Annotated in this window: 16 protein-coding genes and 2 pseudogenes; 15 read left to right on the top strand and 3 right to left on the bottom strand. The window is 51.9% G+C overall.

Annotation, left to right across the window (positions count from 1 at the left end; all coding sequences use genetic code 11):
• Positions 1-3: 3 nt before the first annotated feature.
• The 12 genes and pseudogenes from paaA to CHB92_RS25935 all read left to right on the top strand — a co-directional run bounded on the left by paaA (position 4) and on the right by CHB92_RS25935 (position 11,251).
• Positions 4-951, top strand: coding sequence for a 1,2-phenylacetyl-CoA epoxidase subunit PaaA (gene paaA, locus CHB92_RS23005; protein ID WP_089321591.1), 948 nt, complete (start codon positions 4-6; stop codon positions 949-951).
• 313 nt (positions 952-1,264) lie between these two features.
• On the top strand, positions 1,265-1,552 hold the full coding sequence (gene paaB, locus CHB92_RS23000; RefSeq protein WP_089321590.1) for a 1,2-phenylacetyl-CoA epoxidase subunit PaaB: 288 nt from the start codon (positions 1,265-1,267) through the stop codon (positions 1,550-1,552).
• A gap of 5 nt (positions 1,553-1,557) precedes the next feature.
• Entirely contained in the window at positions 1,558-2,388 is an 831-nt protein-coding gene (gene paaC / locus CHB92_RS22995) for a 1,2-phenylacetyl-CoA epoxidase subunit PaaC (RefSeq protein WP_218824300.1), read from the top strand.
• A gap of 285 nt (positions 2,389-2,673) precedes the next feature.
• On the top strand, positions 2,674-3,162 hold the full coding sequence (gene paaD, locus CHB92_RS22990; protein WP_245842846.1) for a 1,2-phenylacetyl-CoA epoxidase subunit PaaD: 489 nt from the start codon (positions 2,674-2,676) through the stop codon (positions 3,160-3,162).
• Positions 3,163-3,165: 3 nt separating this feature from the next.
• Positions 3,166-3,951: an enoyl-CoA hydratase-related protein gene (locus CHB92_RS22985; protein WP_089321588.1), complete on the top strand. Its 786-nt coding sequence runs from the start codon at positions 3,166-3,168 to the stop codon at positions 3,949-3,951.
• Entirely contained in the window at positions 3,948-5,117 is a 1,170-nt protein-coding gene (locus tag CHB92_RS22980) for a 3-hydroxyacyl-CoA dehydrogenase NAD-binding domain-containing protein (protein WP_089321587.1), read from the top strand. The genes CHB92_RS22985 and CHB92_RS22980 overlap by 4 nt, the downstream gene beginning before the upstream one ends.
• Positions 5,104-5,532, top strand: a complete 429-nt coding sequence (paaI, locus tag CHB92_RS22975) for a hydroxyphenylacetyl-CoA thioesterase PaaI (RefSeq protein ID WP_089321586.1) — start codon at positions 5,104-5,106, stop codon at positions 5,530-5,532. The genes CHB92_RS22980 and paaI overlap by 14 nt, the downstream gene beginning before the upstream one ends.
• A gap of 16 nt (positions 5,533-5,548) precedes the next feature.
• Positions 5,549-6,754, top strand: a complete 1,206-nt coding sequence (gene pcaF, locus CHB92_RS22970; RefSeq protein WP_089321585.1) for a 3-oxoadipyl-CoA thiolase — start codon at positions 5,549-5,551, stop codon at positions 6,752-6,754.
• 347 nt (positions 6,755-7,101) lie between these two features.
• Positions 7,102-7,553, top strand: a pseudogene (gene tnpA / locus CHB92_RS22965) (IS200/IS605 family transposase).
• Between the two features lie 167 nt (positions 7,554-7,720).
• Positions 7,721-9,772 (top strand): phenylacetic acid degradation bifunctional protein PaaZ, encoded by a 2,052-nt coding sequence (gene paaZ / locus CHB92_RS22960; protein WP_089321584.1) that lies wholly within the window; start codon positions 7,721-7,723, stop codon positions 9,770-9,772.
• Between the two features lie 234 nt (positions 9,773-10,006).
• Entirely contained in the window at positions 10,007-10,786 is a 780-nt protein-coding gene (locus CHB92_RS22955; protein WP_089321583.1) for an enoyl-CoA hydratase/isomerase family protein, read from the top strand.
• A 291-nt stretch (positions 10,787-11,077) separates the two neighbouring features.
• Positions 11,078-11,251, top strand: a complete 174-nt coding sequence (locus CHB92_RS25935) for a hypothetical protein (RefSeq protein WP_179223139.1) — start codon at positions 11,078-11,080, stop codon at positions 11,249-11,251.
• A 1-nt stretch (position 11,252) separates the two neighbouring features.
• On the opposite strand, the gene CHB92_RS22945 is transcribed toward CHB92_RS25935, so the two are convergent.
• A complete protein-coding gene (locus CHB92_RS22945) occupies positions 11,253-11,597 on the bottom strand; it encodes an STAS domain-containing protein (RefSeq protein ID WP_179223138.1) in 345 nt (114 codons plus the stop codon).
• A gap of 59 nt (positions 11,598-11,656) precedes the next feature.
• Positions 11,657-12,004: an STAS domain-containing protein gene (locus CHB92_RS22940; RefSeq protein ID WP_089321580.1), complete on the bottom strand. Its 348-nt coding sequence runs from the start codon at positions 12,002-12,004 to the stop codon at positions 11,657-11,659.
• Between the two features lie 357 nt (positions 12,005-12,361).
• Here CHB92_RS22940 and CHB92_RS22935 point away from each other — a divergent pair, with 357 nt between their 5' ends.
• Together CHB92_RS22935 and CHB92_RS22930 are read left to right on the top strand one after the other, a co-directional pair.
• Positions 12,362-13,024: a response regulator gene (locus CHB92_RS22935; RefSeq protein ID WP_089321579.1), complete on the top strand. Its 663-nt coding sequence runs from the start codon at positions 12,362-12,364 to the stop codon at positions 13,022-13,024.
• Between the two features lie 1,003 nt (positions 13,025-14,027).
• A complete protein-coding gene (locus CHB92_RS22930; protein ID WP_089321578.1) occupies positions 14,028-14,234 on the top strand; it encodes a hypothetical protein in 207 nt (68 codons plus the stop codon).
• Positions 14,235-14,653: 419 nt separating this feature from the next.
• Here the strand turns inward: CHB92_RS22930 and CHB92_RS22925 are convergent, their stop codons facing one another.
• Positions 14,654-15,730: a hypothetical protein gene (locus CHB92_RS22925; RefSeq protein ID WP_144266374.1), complete on the bottom strand. Its 1,077-nt coding sequence runs from the start codon at positions 15,728-15,730 to the stop codon at positions 14,654-14,656.
• A gap of 319 nt (positions 15,731-16,049) precedes the next feature.
• Here CHB92_RS22925 and CHB92_RS22920 point away from each other — a divergent pair.
• A pseudogene (locus CHB92_RS22920) lies at positions 16,050-16,267 on the top strand (hemolysin); the annotation flags it as partial.

Genomic DNA, 16,267 nt, shown 5'->3' with positions numbered 1-16,267 from the left:
ACCATGGATACAGTAGACATAAATTTAGAGGAACAGTTTGAGGAGAAGATAGCGCGGGAGGTACGCATAGAGCCAAAGGATTGGATGCCGGACGCTTACCGCAAAACCCTGATCCGCCAGATCTCGCAGCACGCCCATTCCGAGATCGTGGGCATGCTGCCGGAGGGCAACTGGATCACACGGGCTCCTTCTCTCAAGCGGAAGGCCATTTTATTGGCCAAAGTGCAGGACGAGGCAGGCCATGGCCTGTATCTGTACAGCGCTGCCGAAACGCTGGGTGCTTCACGTGATCAGATGATTGCGGACCTTCATTCTGGGAAGGCCAAGTACTCGAGCATTTTTAATTACCCAACCCTTTCCTGGGCCGATATTGGGGCAATTGGCTGGTTAGTAGATGGGGCTGCCATCATGAACCAGGTGCCGCTCTGCCGTACCTCTTACGGCCCGTACGCCCGTGCCATGGTGCGGGTGTGTAAGGAGGAAAGCTTTCACCAGCGCCAGGGCTTTGAGATCATGATGACGCTGTGCAATGGAGCACCAGAGCAGAAGAAGATGGCGCAGGAGGCCTTTAACCGCTGGTGGTGGCCCACGCTGATGATGTTCGGCCCGAAGGACGACGAGTCGCCGAACACTGCGCAGTCTATGCGCTGGAAGATCAAACGCTTTACCAACGACGAACTGCGGCAGCGCTTCGTAGACATGATGGTGCCACAAGCCGAGTTCCTGGGCCTGACGGTGCCGGACAAAGACCTGAAGTGGAACGAGGAAAAGCAGGGCTACGACTATGGCGAAGTGGACTGGGAGGAGTTCTGGAACGTGGTAAAAGGCAATGGCCCCTGCAACAAGCAGCGCATCCAGACCCGTGTGCAAGCGCATGAAGAAGGCGCCTGGGTACGGGAAGCCGCCCTGGCCCACGCCGAGAAAAGAGCACAGCGCGAAAAAGCAGCTTAGACTTTTATGTAGTGTGCAAGAGATTCGCCCCTGTCCGGCAGAAAAAGGAAAATCTTCGCAAAAGGATTTTCAGGCAAGCTTGTCTAGGTGCACAAACGACGATTTTTTGTTTGAGCGTTTAGCGAGTGGGGGAAGGGGCCCTCGATTCAAAATCGTCTTGATTCTTTTGCTTACGGGGGTAGGGGCCCTCTCTTTTTCTCATCAAGGAGAAAAGTAGGGCCTAGCCGGCGAGGCGAAAGCTGGCAACAAGTAATTGAGTACAGGCTTAAACAAACTGGCAGAAAAGTAGAGTTCTCTATTAACAAGGTAAAATATGAATCAGAAAGAATGGCCCCTTTGGGAAGTCTTTATCCGCAGCAAGCAGGGCCTCGACCATAAACACGTAGGCAGCCTGCACGCGGCCGACGCCGAGATGGCCGTGCAGAACGCCCGCGACGTGTACACCCGTCGTATGGAAGGTGTGAGTATCTGGGTCGTGGAGTCGAAGCACATCCATGCTTCCAACCCTGATGAGGCGGCTTCCTTTTTTGAGCCGGCCAATGACAAGGTATACCGCCACCCGACCTTCTACGAGGTGCCGGCGGAAATAAAGAACATGTAAGCAAGATGATGCACAACACAGAGAACACGCACCACCTGCAGGAGCCACATTTTAACACGCCGCTTCAGGACTATGCCCCGGAAGTGCGCCAGTTGGTGCTGGACTATACCCTGCAACTGGCGGACACGAGTTTTATACTGGGGCATCGCCTGTCAGAGTGGTGTGGGCACGGGCCTATCCTGGAGCAGGACCTGGCCATATCCAACATCGCCCTGGACCTGATCGGGGAAACCCGCAGCTTGTACCAGTATGCCGCTGAACTGGAAGGGAAGGGGCGCACGGAAGACGATCTGGCTTACCTGCGCGATGCGGTGGAGTATAAGAACCCTTTGCTGGTGGAGCAACCTAATGGAGACTTTGCCGATACGATACTGCGTCAGTTCATCTTCGATACCTTTCACTACTTCTTCCTGCAGCAGCTCCAACATAGCTCCGACCTGCGACTGGCGGCCATAGCGGCGAAGTCGCTGAAGGAAGCCAGTTACCACATCAAGTGGAGCTCCGAGTGGGTGATACGTCTGGGGGATGGTACCGAAGAGAGCAAACGCCGTATGGAGAAGGCAGTCGACAACCTCTGGCCTTTCTCCGGTGAGTTCTTCCAAATAACGGAAACAGAAAAACGTCTTTTGGAACAGGGGATCATTCCGGACTACGCACCGATAAAGCAGCAGTGGGACGAGCATGTAACGAAAGTATTCGACGAGGCAACGCTCACCGTGCCGCAAAACGTGTGGATGCAAAAAGGAGGCAAAGAAGGGCGGCACACCGAGCACCTGGGCTATGTTCTCGCAGAACTGCAGTACCTGCAAAGGGCCTACCCCGGCTTGGAGTGGTAAAAAAGGGCGCTTTTAAATATTCTAAAAGAGCCCCAGCGGGGCGATATGGTTGTAGCGTTAGATCAAAAACCGTCCCTAAGCTCCGTAGGAGCGGTATGTTGTAAATGAAACTACATGCCGCTCCTACGGAGCTGGAAATGCACTGAAACCGGGTGCTACAAACATATCGCCCCGCTGGGGCTAAGGAGAAATGGCGCTCCGGCACAAGAAATTTTAACTCCCCTCCTCGGAGGGGTAGGGATGGGTAAAGCACCTGTAGTAAGTATAGTACCTTTAAACAGAAACTTGAACAAAGAAGAAAAGATCTGGCAATACCTGGAGGATGTGTACGATCCTGAGATACCGGTACTGAGTGTCGTGGACCTGGGCGTGGTGCGTAATGTGCAGCTACAGGACGATAAGGTGCTGGTAACCATTACCCCGACTTACTCCGGCTGCCCTGCCATGAACACCATTGCTACAGAGATCAGGTTAAAACTACTGGGTGAAGGCTTCAAAGAGGTTGCGGTAGATACCCAGCTTAGCCCGGCCTGGACGACCGACTGGCTTTCGGAAGCGGGAAAAGAGAAGCTGGAAGCCTATGGTATTGCCCCTCCTGTAGAGCCTACCGGTAATGTAAATGCCCTGTTTGGCAAAGATGTTACTGTCCGCTGTCCGCTCTGTAAATCAGAAAACACAAAACTAATCAGTCAGTTTGGCTCCACCTCTTGTAAGGCGCTGTACCAGTGCCAGGAGTGTCTGGAGCCTTTCGACTATTTCAAATGCCTGAAATAAAACATGAAAGAAAGCACTTACATTAAATTTTCTCTGGAGGGTGGCGTTGCCACGCTAACCCTGAACCGTCCCGATGTTTTTAATAGTTTTAACCGGGAGATGGCCATGGCCCTGCAGGAGCACCTACGGGCCTGCCAGCAAAAGGAGGAAGTCAGGGCAGTGCTATTAACCGGGGAAGGCAAGGCCTTCTGTGCGGGGCAGGACCTGGCAGAGGCAACTGACGAAAATGGGCCGGAGATCTCGGAGATCGTGGTCAAGCACTACAACCCGATTATCACTCTGATCCGGGGGCTTGAAAAGCCCGTAATTGCTGCCGTGAACGGCGTAGCGGCGGGGGCGGGGGCTAATATTGCCCTCGCTTGCGATATCGTAGTGGCGAAAGAATCAGCTTCGTTTATTCAGGCATTCAGTAAGATCGGCCTTATCCCGGATAGTGCCGGTACGTTCTTTCTCCCACGTTTGGTGGGGCTGCAGCGTGCCAGTGCCCTGATGATGACAGGAGACAAGGTAAGTGCGAAAGAGGCTTTGGAGATGGGGATGATCTACAAGACTTTCCCGGATGAAAGCTTTGAAGCGGAAGTGTCGGAGCTGGTGCAGCGGATGGCGAAAATGCCTACCAAAGGATTGGCCTACACGAAGCAGTTACTCAACTGCACCTTCAGCTTTGACTTAAAAGGTCAGCTGGACAACGAGGCGACCCACCAGCACAAGGCCGGGCAGACCGAAGACTTTAAGGAGGGCGTGCAGGCATTCATCGAAAAGCGTAAACCAAACTTCAAAGGACAATGAAGATCGGGATCATCGGCAGCGGGGCCATGGGCGCGGGCATAGCACAAGTAGTGGCCTCGGCAGGTCATTCGGTTTATGTACTGGATAAAAACGCAAAGGCCTTGGAGCGTGCGAGGCAAAGCATCAAAGGCTCGCTGGATAAACTCACCGCAAAAGGAAAGATCACGGAGGCAGAAGCAGCAGAAACGTATGGGCGTATCAATTTCACTGAAGAGCACCAGGACTTCGCCGCCTGTGGACTCGTGCTGGAGGCCGTGATTGAGGACCTGGAGGTAAAGCAGAACCTTTTCCGGGAGCTGGAGATGATCGTGTCAGATACCTGCATTCTGGCCAGCAATACGTCCTCCCTTTCCATTGCCTCTATTGCCGCAGCCTGCCAGAAACCGGAGCGTTTTATCGGTATTCATTTTTTTAACCCGGCTCCTATCATGAAACTGGTCGAGGTTATTCCGGCTGTACAAACCAGGGAAGGGCTGGCTGAAGAGATTAAAGCCTTAGCAACCTCCTGGGGAAAAATCCCGGTTATTGCCAAAGATACTCCTGGCTTTATCGTGAACCGGGTGGCGCGTCCTTTTTATGGGGAGGCTATTCGCCTGCTGGAGGAGGGGATTGCCGATGCTGCCACCATTGATTGGGCCATGACGGAGCTAGGAGGTTTTAAAATGGGCCCCTTTACCTTGATGGACTTCATTGGCCATGACGTGAACTACCGGGTAACGGAGTCCGTGTTCGCGGCCTTCTTTTACGACCCGCGCTATAAGCCTTCCTTTACGCAAAAGCGCCTGTTCGAGGCCGGTTACTATGGCCGTAAGTCAGGGAGGGGATTTTATAACTACCGGGAAGGAATCGCACAACCAGCGCCTAAGCAGGATGAGGAGCTGGGTAGGTACATCCTGCACCGCATCCTGGCGATGCTGATCAACGAGGCCGTAGATGCACTAGCCCTGAATGTGGCTTCCAAAGAAGACCTGGAATTGGCCATGACCAAAGGAGTGAATTACCCTCAAGGCCTGCTAGCCTGGGCAGATGCGTGGGGATTGAAAAGTGTGCTGCAGACACTGGACGGCCTTTATGAAGAGTACCACGAGGACCGTTACCGGGCAAGCCCACTGCTTCGCAAGATGGTAAGGTCCGGTAAAACCTTTTTTGCCCATGCACAAGCCTGAAGAAGAGTTAAGTAGAGCCGAGGCGGTTACGCAGCGCATGCTGGCGCGCGATGCCTTTAGCAAGCTACTGGGCCTGGAGGTAGAGGAGGTGCGGGAAGGCTATTGCCGGCTGCATTTTCGTGTGCGGGAAGACATGCTCAATGGCTTCGGCATTTTGCACGGGGGCGTTACGTACTCCGCCGCTGACAGTGCTTTTGCCTTCGCCTGCAACAGCCATGGCCGATTAAGTGTGGCTCTGAGCACAACGATGGAATATCTGGAGGCGGGTAAAACCGGAGATCTCCTTACCGTAGAGGCACAGGAAGAGAGCCTGAAGCACAAAGTGGGGGTCTACCTGATCCGAATCACAAACCAGGAGGAGAAACTGGTGGCCCTGTTCAAAGGCACTTCGTACCGAACAAGCAAAGAGATTTAGCAGAGAAAAGAGAGAAATGAAAGACGCATATTTAGTAGATGGCATCCGGACGCCCATTGGTAATTTTGGGGGCACTTTGGCTGCCGTCAGACCGGATGATCTGGCCGCCCTGGTGATCAAAGAACTGCTCAGGCGTAATCCTTCGGTAGAGCCCGAGGCCATTGCCGATGTGATACTGGGTTGTGCAAACCAGGCAGGGGAAGACAACCGGAATGTAGCTCGCATGTCGGCCTTGTTAGCCGGTCTGCCCTGGTCGGTGCCTGGCGAGACAATCAACCGGCTGTGCGCCTCTGGCCTTTCGGCGGCCATTGCAGCCAGCCGTGCCATACAGTGCGGAGACGGGGACATCTTTGTGGCCGGTGGCGTGGAGAATATGACCCGTGGCCCCTGGGTGATCTCCAAGACCAGCACGGCCTTTGGACGGGATGCCCAAATGTTTGACTCTAGTTTTGGCTGGCGCTTCGTAAATCCTAAAATGGAGGAGTTGTTCGGCACAGAGGGGATGGGTGAGACCGCCGAGAACCTGGCCGAGCGCGATAACATCAGCCGGGAAGACCAGGACGCCTTTGCCCTTTGGTCGCAGCAGAAAGCCACGGCCGCGCAACAGAACGGCCGCCTGGCGGAAGAGATCGTGCCGGTGGAGATCCCGCAGCGCAAAGCCGACCCGATCCTTTTCAAAGAAGATGAGTTTGTACGCCCGAATACTAGCTTAGAGGTGCTAGGCAAGTTACGCCCGGCCTTTAAAAAGAACGGGACGGTGACAGCCGGAAACGCTTCCGGCTTAAATGATGGGGCAGCAGCTTTACTTTTCGCTTCTGAAGAGGGCCTCAAGAAGAATGGCCTCAGCCCCCGGGCCCGCATCGTTTCCATGGGCGTTGCAGGTGTAGAGCCCCGCGTCATGGGCATCGGCCCTGTCCCCGCCAGCCAGATCGCCCTAAAGAAAGCAGGCCTCACGCTGGACGACATGGACATCATTGAGCTGAACGAAGCCTTCGCGGCCCAGAGCCTGGCCTGCATCCGCGCGTTCGGCCTGGAGGACCAGGATCCGCGCATTAACCCGAATGGCGGTGCCATCGCCCTGGGCCACCCCCTCGGCATGAGCGGCGCCCGTATTCTGAATACCGCCGCCCTGGAACTGCAGAAACAAAACAAACGCTACGCCCTCGTAACCATGTGCGTCGGCGTAGGCCAGGGCTACGCGGCCATCATTGAGCGGGTGTAGGGTGTATGTGTTAGTGAGATCCTATGGCTACCGTTGAGGTAACGAGCTTATAAAAAATGCCTGAAAAGCCTGCAAAGCTATAGCAATATAATGGCGCTTATGTATCTGCAAAACTACTACTACACTGAGGCTGCAGTGATAGGGGCATTAAAATGAGAGTAGCTATATGGAGCACCTTCGTAAGGTATTCTAAGGGCTGTTGAATTATACATAAACAGATGGAAAGAGAGCAGCCTTTTGGCTGCTCTCTGAAGAACAAGTTTGATAAGCCCCGGAGGGGCGAAATGTTTGTAGCATAAAATCCAAAGAAGCACTAAGCTCCGTAGGAGTGATATGTCTGAGTACTTATGGCGAACACGTACACGCAGCTTTATATTCAGGTCGTTTTGCAGTAAGGGGTAGAGAAAACCTGATTGCCAAACAACACAGGGAAGAGCTGCAGAAGTACATGGCAGGCATCGTACAGCAAAAAGGATGTAAGCTGCTTGCCATTTATTATATGCCGGACCATTGTCACATCCTGATTGGTTTGAAACCTGACATAGCACTATCAGATTTAATAAGAGATGTGAAAGCCAACTCCACAAAGTTCATAAAGGAAAAGAGCTGGACTAAAGGGAGCTTTCAATGGCAGGAAGGCTTCGGTGCTTTCTCCTATGCCCAATCACAGCTAGCAGAGGTCAGGAGGTACATACAAAATCAGGAGGAACATCACAGGCAGCGGTCGTTTCAGGAAGAGTATCTCGCATTTCTGCAGAAGTATGAGGTGGACTATGATGAGAGGTATCTGTTTAAATAGGAGGAACATGTCGCTCCGCTGGAGCTTAATGGCAAGTAATTCTTTTTTCTACAAACCTTTCGCCCCTCCGGGGCTGTAGATAAGTTCCTTTTATGCACTACGCTAATTATGTACAACGCTAACAACACAAACTAACACCAAAACAAAGACAACAGACAACGAAACTTATGGCAACGATACTACAAAACTATGCCCTGGGCCAGTGGACGCCGGGCTCCGGGCAGGAGACCGAAATCGTGGATGCGGTGACAGGCGAACTGATCTGTACGGCCTTTAGCGGAGGGCTGGACTTTGAGGCGATGCTACAGTACGGTCGTAGCAAGGGAAATCCGGCGCTGCGTAAAATGACCTTCCAGGAGCGGGGCCGGATGCTGAAGGCCCTGGCGCTGCACCTGACCTCGAAGAAGGAAGAATTCTACAAGCTGAGCTACCGCACCGGGGCTACCAGAGCCGACAGTTGGGTAGATATCGAAGGGGGGATCGGGAACCTGTTTGCCTATGCTTCCCTGCGCCGTAAGTTTCCGGACAAGCCTTTTTTTGTAGAGGATGAACCGATTGGCTTGTCCAGGGGAGGGACCTTTATAGGGCATCATATCCTGGTACCGAAAGAGGGGGTGGCGGTGCACATCAACGCCTACAACTTCCCGGTATGGGGTATGCTGGAGAAGATCGCGGTGAATCTGCTGGCGGGTGTGCCGGCTATCGTAAAACCGGCTCCCATTACGGCTTTCCTGACGGAGGCGGTGGTGCGGGAGATAATCGCCTCCGGCATACTGCCCGAAGGCGCCCTGCAATTGGTAACAGGCACCGGCGAAGGCATCCTGGACCATGTGACCTCGCAGGATGTGGTGACCTTTACGGGCTCCGCCAAAACAGGCCGCATGCTGAAGGCGCATCCAAGGCTGATACAAGAGGCTGTGCCTTTTACCATGGAAGCAGACTCTTTGAACAGCGCCGTGTTGGGCGAGGACGCAGTGCCAGGTACACCTGAATTCGACCTGTTCATCAAAGAGATCCGCAAGGAAATTACCTCGAAGGCAGGACAAAAATGTACGGCTATCCGACGGGCCCTAGTACCGGAGAAACTGGTCGAGGACGTGCAGATCGCCTTGGGGCGTGAACTTGCGAAGACCGCGATCGGCGACCCCCAGGCAGAAGGTGTGCGCATGGGGGCCATAGTCGGAAGGGAACAGCTCCAGAAACTGCGGCAACAGGTAAGCGAGCTGGCCAAGCAAACGCCCATCGTGTACGGTGACCTGGAGAAGGTAGACCTGATTGGGGCAGACCCGCAAAAAGGCGCTTTCATCTCACCGATCGTGATGCTTAACCAGGACCCTTTCCGCTGCACCGATACCCACGAAGTGGAGGCTTTCGGGCCGGTGGCGACCATTATGCCTTATAAAACGCTGGACGAGGCGGTAGAAATTACCAAGATGGGCAAAGGGTCCCTGGTGTCCTCTATTGCCACCGCCGACGCGCGTATAGCCCAGGAGTTTACGTATGGGGCGGCCACACATCATGGCCGTATCCTGGTGCTGAACCAGGAGTGCGCCAAGGAAAGCACCGGCCACGGTTCCCCAATGCCGCTGCTCATCCACGGCGGTCCGGGCAGAGCCGGTGGCGGCGAGGAAATGGGCGGTATCCGCGGCGTAAAGCACTTCATGCAGCGGGTAGCGATCCAGGGATCCCCTACCATGGTCACCGCCATCACAGGCGTATACCAGAAAGGCGCGAAGCAGGTAGAGTACGATAAGCATCCTTTCCAGAAATACTTCGAGGAGCTTGAAATTGGGGAGACCTACACCACGCACAAGCACACCGTTACCGAAGCAGACATCGCCAATTTCGCCAATGTGTCGGGTGATCATTTCTATGCCCACGTAGATGCCACTTCGCTGGATGGTACCCTGTTTGAGGGCCGGGTAGCGCACGGCTATTATATCTTATCCAAGGCGGCTGGCATGTTCGTGGACCCGCGCAAGGGACCGGTGCTGCTCAACTATGGCCTGGAAGAGTGCCGCTTCACCAAACCTGTGTACCCGGGCATGACCATCGGCGTGAAACTGACCGCCAAAGAAAAGATAGGCCAGGAGAAGCGCAGCGAGGAAGACGTAGCCAAAGGCATCGTAAAGTGGCTGGTGGACGTGTTTGACGAAACCGGCGAAACCGTTGCCATCGCGACCATTCTGACCATGGTAAAGAAAAAGAACCAGGAGTAAAGTTAGCAAGCAGCTTGCCAGCCAGATTGGAGTTATATCCACTCTTAGCCCTTCCAAGCGGGGAATTACGCACAGGAAAAAATCCCCTCCTGGGAGGGGTAGGGGTGGGTTCTAGCAGCTAGACTTTAAGGCAAAGTGGTATAAGACAACCTGAATAATAAGATACCGATAAAACACCGAAGCGAAACCAGGCATAAGACAGAGCTGCCCTTTTGCTTCTATCACACAAAAACTATGAGCACTTCAAATACAGTACAAGCCGGTAAGGTGGATGTAACTAAAGACGAGCAGGGCATTGCCACCATTACCTTTTTTCACCCGCACCACAACTCCCTGCCCGGGGCTGTTTTAAATGACCTGGCCAATACTATCACAAAAGTCGGGGAAGATGCGCAGGTAAAGGTGGTGGTACTGCAGAGCGAGGGTGACCGGACCTTCTGTGCCGGCGCCAGCTTTGATGAACTGCTGGCCATCGAGAACAAAGAGCAGGGGCTGACATTTTTCTCCGGCTTTGCCAAGGTGATCAATGCCTGCCGCAAGAGCCCTAAAATTATCCTGGGAAGGGTACAGGGCAAAGCCGTAGGAGGGGGCGTAGGGGTAGCCGCCGCTACAGACTATTGTTTTGCCACAAAGCACGCCGCCGTGAAGCTAAGCGAGCTGGCCATCGGCATTGGGCCTTTTGTGGTAGGGCCGGCCGTGGAGCGGAAGATAGGGCTCTCCGCCTTTTCACAGCTCTCGCTGGACGCCGGGGAATTCCGGTCGGCAGCGTGGGCGAAGGAGAAGGGCCTGTATGCAGCGGTGTTTGAAACAACAGAAGAACTGGACGCTGCTGTGCAGGCATTTGCCGCTAAGCTGGCAACGTACAATCCGGAGGCCCTGCAGGCCATGAAACAGGTCTTCTGGGAGGGCACGGAGCACTGGGACCAACTCCTGGTAGAACGGGCGGGGATCAGTGGTACCCTGGTACTGTCCGACTTTACCCGCAACTTCATCAAGCAGTTTAAGAATAAGTAGATAGCAAAACTATCCTTATAATACACCTCACGGGCCCTGGGTTGGTGAGGTGTATTTTGTTTTGTAGCGCTGCGAGCGTAGCGGGTCTGCTAGCTTTAAAGCCTTGTATTGATTGTTAATTATTGTACTCCTAAGCAAACGCTTTTGTGCCCACAGGAGGATGAAAGTGCCTATATTAGCCCTGCACAGCTCAGGCTGATGGCTGCGCGTTAAGCGCTAGCAGGAGGAGGTTAAGGCCTTTTGTTGTAGCCAGTAGGAGTAGCGTACCAGTCGTTCCATCGCTTTGGGGTGATGGAACTTAGATCGGAAGCCTTGAGCCATACCTGGCGCACCTCGGCTGCCTGTGCTTTTGCAGCCCCTGTTCCAGTGTTCCCATGCTGGCGCATTGCGCTGGCCGCACAGCTTTACGTGCAGGAGGCTGTGCCGCTGCTTATAGCTGATTGTAAGCTGCGGCAGCATGGATAGGCTAAGGAAGAGCAGCAAATGCCCAGGCGTCTTTCTTAGACCTGGCTATGGGCAGGTGGGGGCTCAGGCCGGCCAGTTCTATAATGTTTCGGATACGGGCTTGCAGGTGGTAGAGCACCAGGGGAATCTTTTCCCTAACGCAGTGCTGGTACAGCCTTTCTAAGGCTTCTAAGCCTGCAGCAGAAACATAGTCTAACTCCTGACAATCTAACAGGAGCGCTTTTGTCCCCGAACTAGCCAGGTCCTCCAGCTTCTTTAGTATCAGGTCCGCATTACTTTCATCCAGGTCGCCGCTAAGCCGAATAATCAGACGTTCTGCTTCTTTAAAAACACGGAGTGCAAACACGAGAACGGTCCTGCTGCTTATGGTTTCCTGTTTCTTTTAGCCCTAATTCTGAAAAAGAACTAGGAATGCCGCCTGCCATAAAGGTAGGCTTCTTTCATGGTAGGTACCACGTGGAGAATTTTATCCAGCCCTGCTGCTTTGATAGCAGCTTCTATAGCCGGATTGATGTTGTAGAGAAGCATTTTGGTGCCTGCGTCCTGTGTTATACTGCTCAGGTAAAGGATCGTGCGTAAAGCCTCTACCGATACCCGCTCCAGGTACTCACAGTCTACCCATATTTGCTTCACGTTTTGTGCAATGGCCGTTTCTACAGCCTGCTTCAACTCTGCGCTGGCAGCTGCGTCTAAAACACCACGAGGAACAATAATGTAGTTCCCCTGTAAGATTTGTTGTTGAATGGCCTTCATGTTTCTTTTTCTCTCCGTTGTAAAAGAAACTTCTCCTACATGTCCGTAAAACAAATGTATAGAATTGTATTTTAAAAAGAGTGAAAAAAAGTACGTAAAAACAAGTGTAAAACACTTAAATAAGACCGGCTTTGGCTGGTTTTACATGAACTACTGCGAACTTTAGAGTGAAGACCTAAAAATAAAGGGTGCTTTCTCAGTTACTGTTGCGGATAACACGTAAGAATGTAAGTATAAGTACTTTTTTTAGCATAGTTAGTGCCTGGAGGTAAGCAAGTAGTTTTTTTACCTCTAAGACTGAGGTCAGCTACTTTAACGTAGCAAAGGCCTGCACGACTGTCCGAAATTCATAAGAATATGATAAAATTAGTTTTAACAGATGATCACACGCTGATCAGGCAAGGGATAAAATCGCTGCTGCAGGGCAGCGACGACATTAGCATTGTTGGGGAGGCTGCCAGTGGTGATGAGCTGATTAAACTTCTTGATGAAGCACAGACAGAGGTAGACATCGTACTGATGGATATCAACATGCCGGGCAAAGACGGGTTTGAAACAACCCGGCACATCCGGGAGCATTATCCGGATGTGAAGGTAGTGGCCCTGTCGATGCTGGATAGCGAACCCCACGTGCAGAAGATGCTGGCTAGTGGGGCCGACGGCTATGTGCTGAAAAATTCAGGCAAAGAAGAGTTGCGGTCCGCTATACGGCTCGTTATGCAGGGTACTCCCTATATCTGCTCTAACCTCGCCATGAACATGCTGCACAAAGCCACTGCCTCAGCTGGCCCTACAGGACAGCAGGAGGAAGCAAACGAAAACCAGGTGGTGTTGTCGAAACGCGAGATGGAGGTACTCGGACTGATAGCAGAAGGCTTTACGAATGCCGAGATTGCCGACAAGCTTTTTACAAGCAAACGTACAATCGAAACGCACCGCCAGAACATCCTGGAGAAAACCAAAGCCAAGAACACGGCCAGCTTAATAAAAATGGCCGTAAAGACGGGCCTCATCGAATAGGCAAACTTAGAACGTAAATCTTCTGCTGAACCCCTGTTCCTTTCTGGTGCAGGGATTTTTCTTTTGTACCGGTTCGGCCTTCCCTGTACCTAAAAGCCTCGCCCAAAGGGATCAGGAACGTATTCATGTTTTAGGAGGGTGGGTGTAACAGGGAAAGGCAGTAGGGATTGCCTGGTAAACCAGGTACGTTATGTTCAGTAGAAAGGCATTTTTGTGTACTACCAAAAAGAGCGTGTCTTACCTCTTATGAAGTAAGACACGCTCTTGAGTGGGACGTGAGGTACCCTTTTAATTAACTCACTCCCTGCTTTAGGCGATCCTGAAGTAGAATAACCCGAAGATAACCAACCAAAATTAACCGGGTTGCTAAAGCTGTTATGCTACAGTATACGTGCTTCTTTCCAAACTGTCTGTTCATTGGTATAATAGCAGTAATAAATAAGGATAAAATGGGTGTAAATACGGGGTGCTACGTATTTATCGCTTGCGCATGGCTGCCTTTTGAAGCAGGCACTACAAGTAACAAGAGAAGGCGCAGAAGGCTTGGCCTAAGTAGCTGTAGGGTAGGAGCTTGTCAGGTAGCCCGGCGGAGGTGCCTCGGCAGGGGCTTGTGATAAAGTGGTATATCAGCAGAAAAAGTACGTAATGTGCTACATGGCAGCATTCTTACGACATCAGAAGACGTATAAAATAAGACAGAGCATCTACTGAAAGATAAATTTTTGTCTCAAAGTGTTTTGCTGTTGAAAAGGTGAGGACAAAGATAGCCTATACCTAATTTGGGTGCTGAGGATAGGCTATCTGTCCTTAAAAGAGGGCCGGTTGAACTGACAATGCAAAGTTGGTACGCTGGCCCTTTCTTTTAAAGCGGTAATGGAGATGGTGAGCTGGCACTGGTGCCAGGAATAGCGCACAACAATCAAGACTAGTACGAAGCGTACAAGCGCAAATAAGTTGATTTATATTTTTAAAAAACAAGTTGTTGTGCTATATTGGGAAAGTGATGAAAAAGAAAAGAATATATACAAAGAACAAAGACGTGGAGCTTCTGGAAGACCAAAAAGACCGCTCAGAGGAGAACAATGCTTACTATACCTACATGAACTTTAATTACGGTAAGGTAAGCGAACGTTATTACAGCTCTGAAGAGGCACAGGGCGAAACTGCTGCTCACCCAGGACAAGGTGAGCGGAAGAGCTTGCTCAATTAAAGCAAACAACAGCGCCGGTCTTATCAGAAGAAGTCTGAAGTGACGCAGCGAGGCATCCTGGAGGAGTGAGAGCCAAATGAAAAGGTTTGCCTGGAAGGGCTTGTGTCGTTATTACTCATCTTTTTTGGTGATTGCAGCTGGGCAAATTGCAGTATAGGAGATAACAAATTTCCATAGTAGCTTGTAAAGCAGGTAGCGTGTTACTGCTTGTAAAAGAGCCTTTACAGTCTTAAACTGTAAGGGCTCTTTTTGTATAAGAACTCATTTGCACAGGCACTACAGTTGAAAATTTCTTTAACTGTACTGCCTGTGCCCTTATAGTACACTACTTCCCTAAATACCTAAACTGTAGATACCCGCCGTACTTATTCCGCTGTTAGGTGCTGGTATTACCGTCCCAGCATGATCGGTTAGTCTGGCTAATAGGCGAAGGAGAGCGTAACGAGACCCGTTGGGACGATGTGTCCGGCATCATCATATTTCTCTGTTGCACTAACAATTGAATCATCCCGCAATGTGACGAAGGTACCTGCCGTCAGTATCCATCGGCCAGGCAATTTAAGATCGAGCGGAAGGCTTCCGAGTATGCCCAATTCAGCGTAATAACCTTCCGCGGCACCGCTGCCGTGATACCCATTGAATCCCACGCCAAGAGAAATCGGTACTGAAAGCGTAAGGGAAAGTGAGTCAACTAACTTAAAGACAGGCGTAATCTGGGTTTGAATGAGGGAGCCCGTGCTCTGCCCGACCGCCTTTACCAGCTTGATCTGCGGTTGTATGGAGCCAAGGCGGTTATTGGGCGCATAAAGTAAGAGGAGGGCAATGTCCTGCAGTGTGCCCGGCTGGCTGTAAGGGTTCTTGTAGGCCGTATAGGTCAGGCCTGCATGGAAGGCATTACTGAATGCTGCTGCAAGACCCACATAGCGGTCACTTGTATACCAACTGTCCTCATCCGGTACCGGACTGTCAGTGAAGTAGTTGTTAATACCAACGCTCACCGCGAGTGCTTTAAGTGAGGCCTGGTCTGTATTGTTCCTCAGCAACTCATAGGTTACCCCAAGAGACAGGCGGTAAGACAGGTAATCCAGGTCAGCCGGGACACCACCATAGCGGGCGCGGAAATAGTCTGAGGTCCACAAGGATAAGACACCATCCAGGTGGAATGGACCGGGGTTTGGCGAGGAGGTCCATAGCACATCCCCGACACTGTTCGCCTGCAGGAAAGGAGTGTTCCCTTTCTTCTTATCTTCGACCCGACTTGCCGCTGCTATTTCCTTTTGCGAAAAAGCTGGCGTGACGGATGCAAGAACCAGAACGATCACCATGGCCTGGCCAGGCACACCCTGATTTCGGAAATAACGGGATAGGGACAGCAGGCTTTGGTTAAGGGTTTGCTTACCGGCTCGCCACAGACCCAGTAGCAACTGAGTGGAGTGTCGTATTCTCTTGTTATCGGGGAAGTATAAGATAAATTGCCCTGTCCGTAAATGTTTCATACTGTTCTCTGTCTTCATCTTTGCTTGTATCCCCATGTATTATAAGTAGTGCCTTTTTGTCTTGCTTCCCATCCTGTAAGGGGGGCTGTGCCTCGCTGAGTTTTTCTTCCTGTGGCAGGGCAACTGTAACCCTATACGGTAGTTCCTGGTTTTCTATACTTTCGGCAAAACCTTAGATTGTCAGGACCTACAAAAAGGAATTCTAAGGGGACTAAACCATAGCTCAAAACCCTCCGCTTGTTTTAGCACGTAAGAAAAAGGTAAACGCATGATGTAAAATGAGAGCCTTGCAACTGAAAGGCCTTCGACACTGATACAAATGGGCTTACTGATACTTTACCTGGCAATCGCCTTGTTCTTTTCCTTCCTTTGCTCGCTGCTGGAGGCGTCGCTACTGAGCATTACCCCTTCCCATGCGAGTGTGGTGGGGAAACACAACCCTTCTCTGGGAGAGGACCTGGAGGACTTCAAGCAAAACATCGACAGGCCGCTGGCAGCTATCCTTACCCTTAACACCTTCGCGCATACGATCGGAGC

The organism is Pontibacter ummariensis (genome assembly GCF_900188175.1).
In the GTDB taxonomy this organism is placed as follows: Bacteria; Bacteroidota; Bacteroidia; order Cytophagales; family Hymenobacteraceae; genus Pontibacter; species Pontibacter ummariensis.
This window is presented reverse-complemented; position numbering and strand designations above follow the sequence as displayed.

Coding starts and splice junctions, on each gene's coding strand:
- CHB92_RS22940 (WP_089321580.1), bottom strand. CDS start 12,004: ATGAAGGCCATTCAACAACAAATCTTACAGGGGAACTACATTATTGTT.
- paaB (WP_089321590.1), top strand. CDS start 1,265: ATGAATCAGAAAGAATGGCCCCTTTGGGAAGTCTTTATCCGCAGCAAG.
- CHB92_RS22935 (WP_089321579.1), top strand. CDS start 12,362: ATGATAAAATTAGTTTTAACAGATGATCACACGCTGATCAGGCAAGGG.
- CHB92_RS22930 (WP_089321578.1), top strand. CDS start 14,028: ATGAAAAAGAAAAGAATATATACAAAGAACAAAGACGTGGAGCTTCTG.
- paaC (WP_218824300.1), top strand. CDS start 1,558: ATGATGCACAACACAGAGAACACGCACCACCTGCAGGAGCCACATTTT.
- CHB92_RS22925 (WP_144266374.1), bottom strand. CDS start 15,730: ATGAAACATTTACGGACAGGGCAATTTATCTTATACTTCCCCGATAAC.
- paaA (WP_089321591.1), top strand. CDS start 4: ATGGATACAGTAGACATAAATTTAGAGGAACAGTTTGAGGAGAAGATA.
- paaZ (WP_089321584.1), top strand. CDS start 7,721: ATGGCAACGATACTACAAAACTATGCCCTGGGCCAGTGGACGCCGGGC.
- CHB92_RS22980 (WP_089321587.1), top strand. CDS start 3,948: ATGAAGATCGGGATCATCGGCAGCGGGGCCATGGGCGCGGGCATAGCA.
- CHB92_RS22955 (WP_089321583.1), top strand. CDS start 10,007: ATGAGCACTTCAAATACAGTACAAGCCGGTAAGGTGGATGTAACTAAA.
- CHB92_RS25935 (WP_179223139.1), top strand. CDS start 11,078: ATGGAACTTAGATCGGAAGCCTTGAGCCATACCTGGCGCACCTCGGCT.
- CHB92_RS22985 (WP_089321588.1), top strand. CDS start 3,166: ATGAAAGAAAGCACTTACATTAAATTTTCTCTGGAGGGTGGCGTTGCC.
- pcaF (WP_089321585.1), top strand. CDS start 5,549: ATGAAAGACGCATATTTAGTAGATGGCATCCGGACGCCCATTGGTAAT.
- paaI (WP_089321586.1), top strand. CDS start 5,104: ATGCACAAGCCTGAAGAAGAGTTAAGTAGAGCCGAGGCGGTTACGCAG.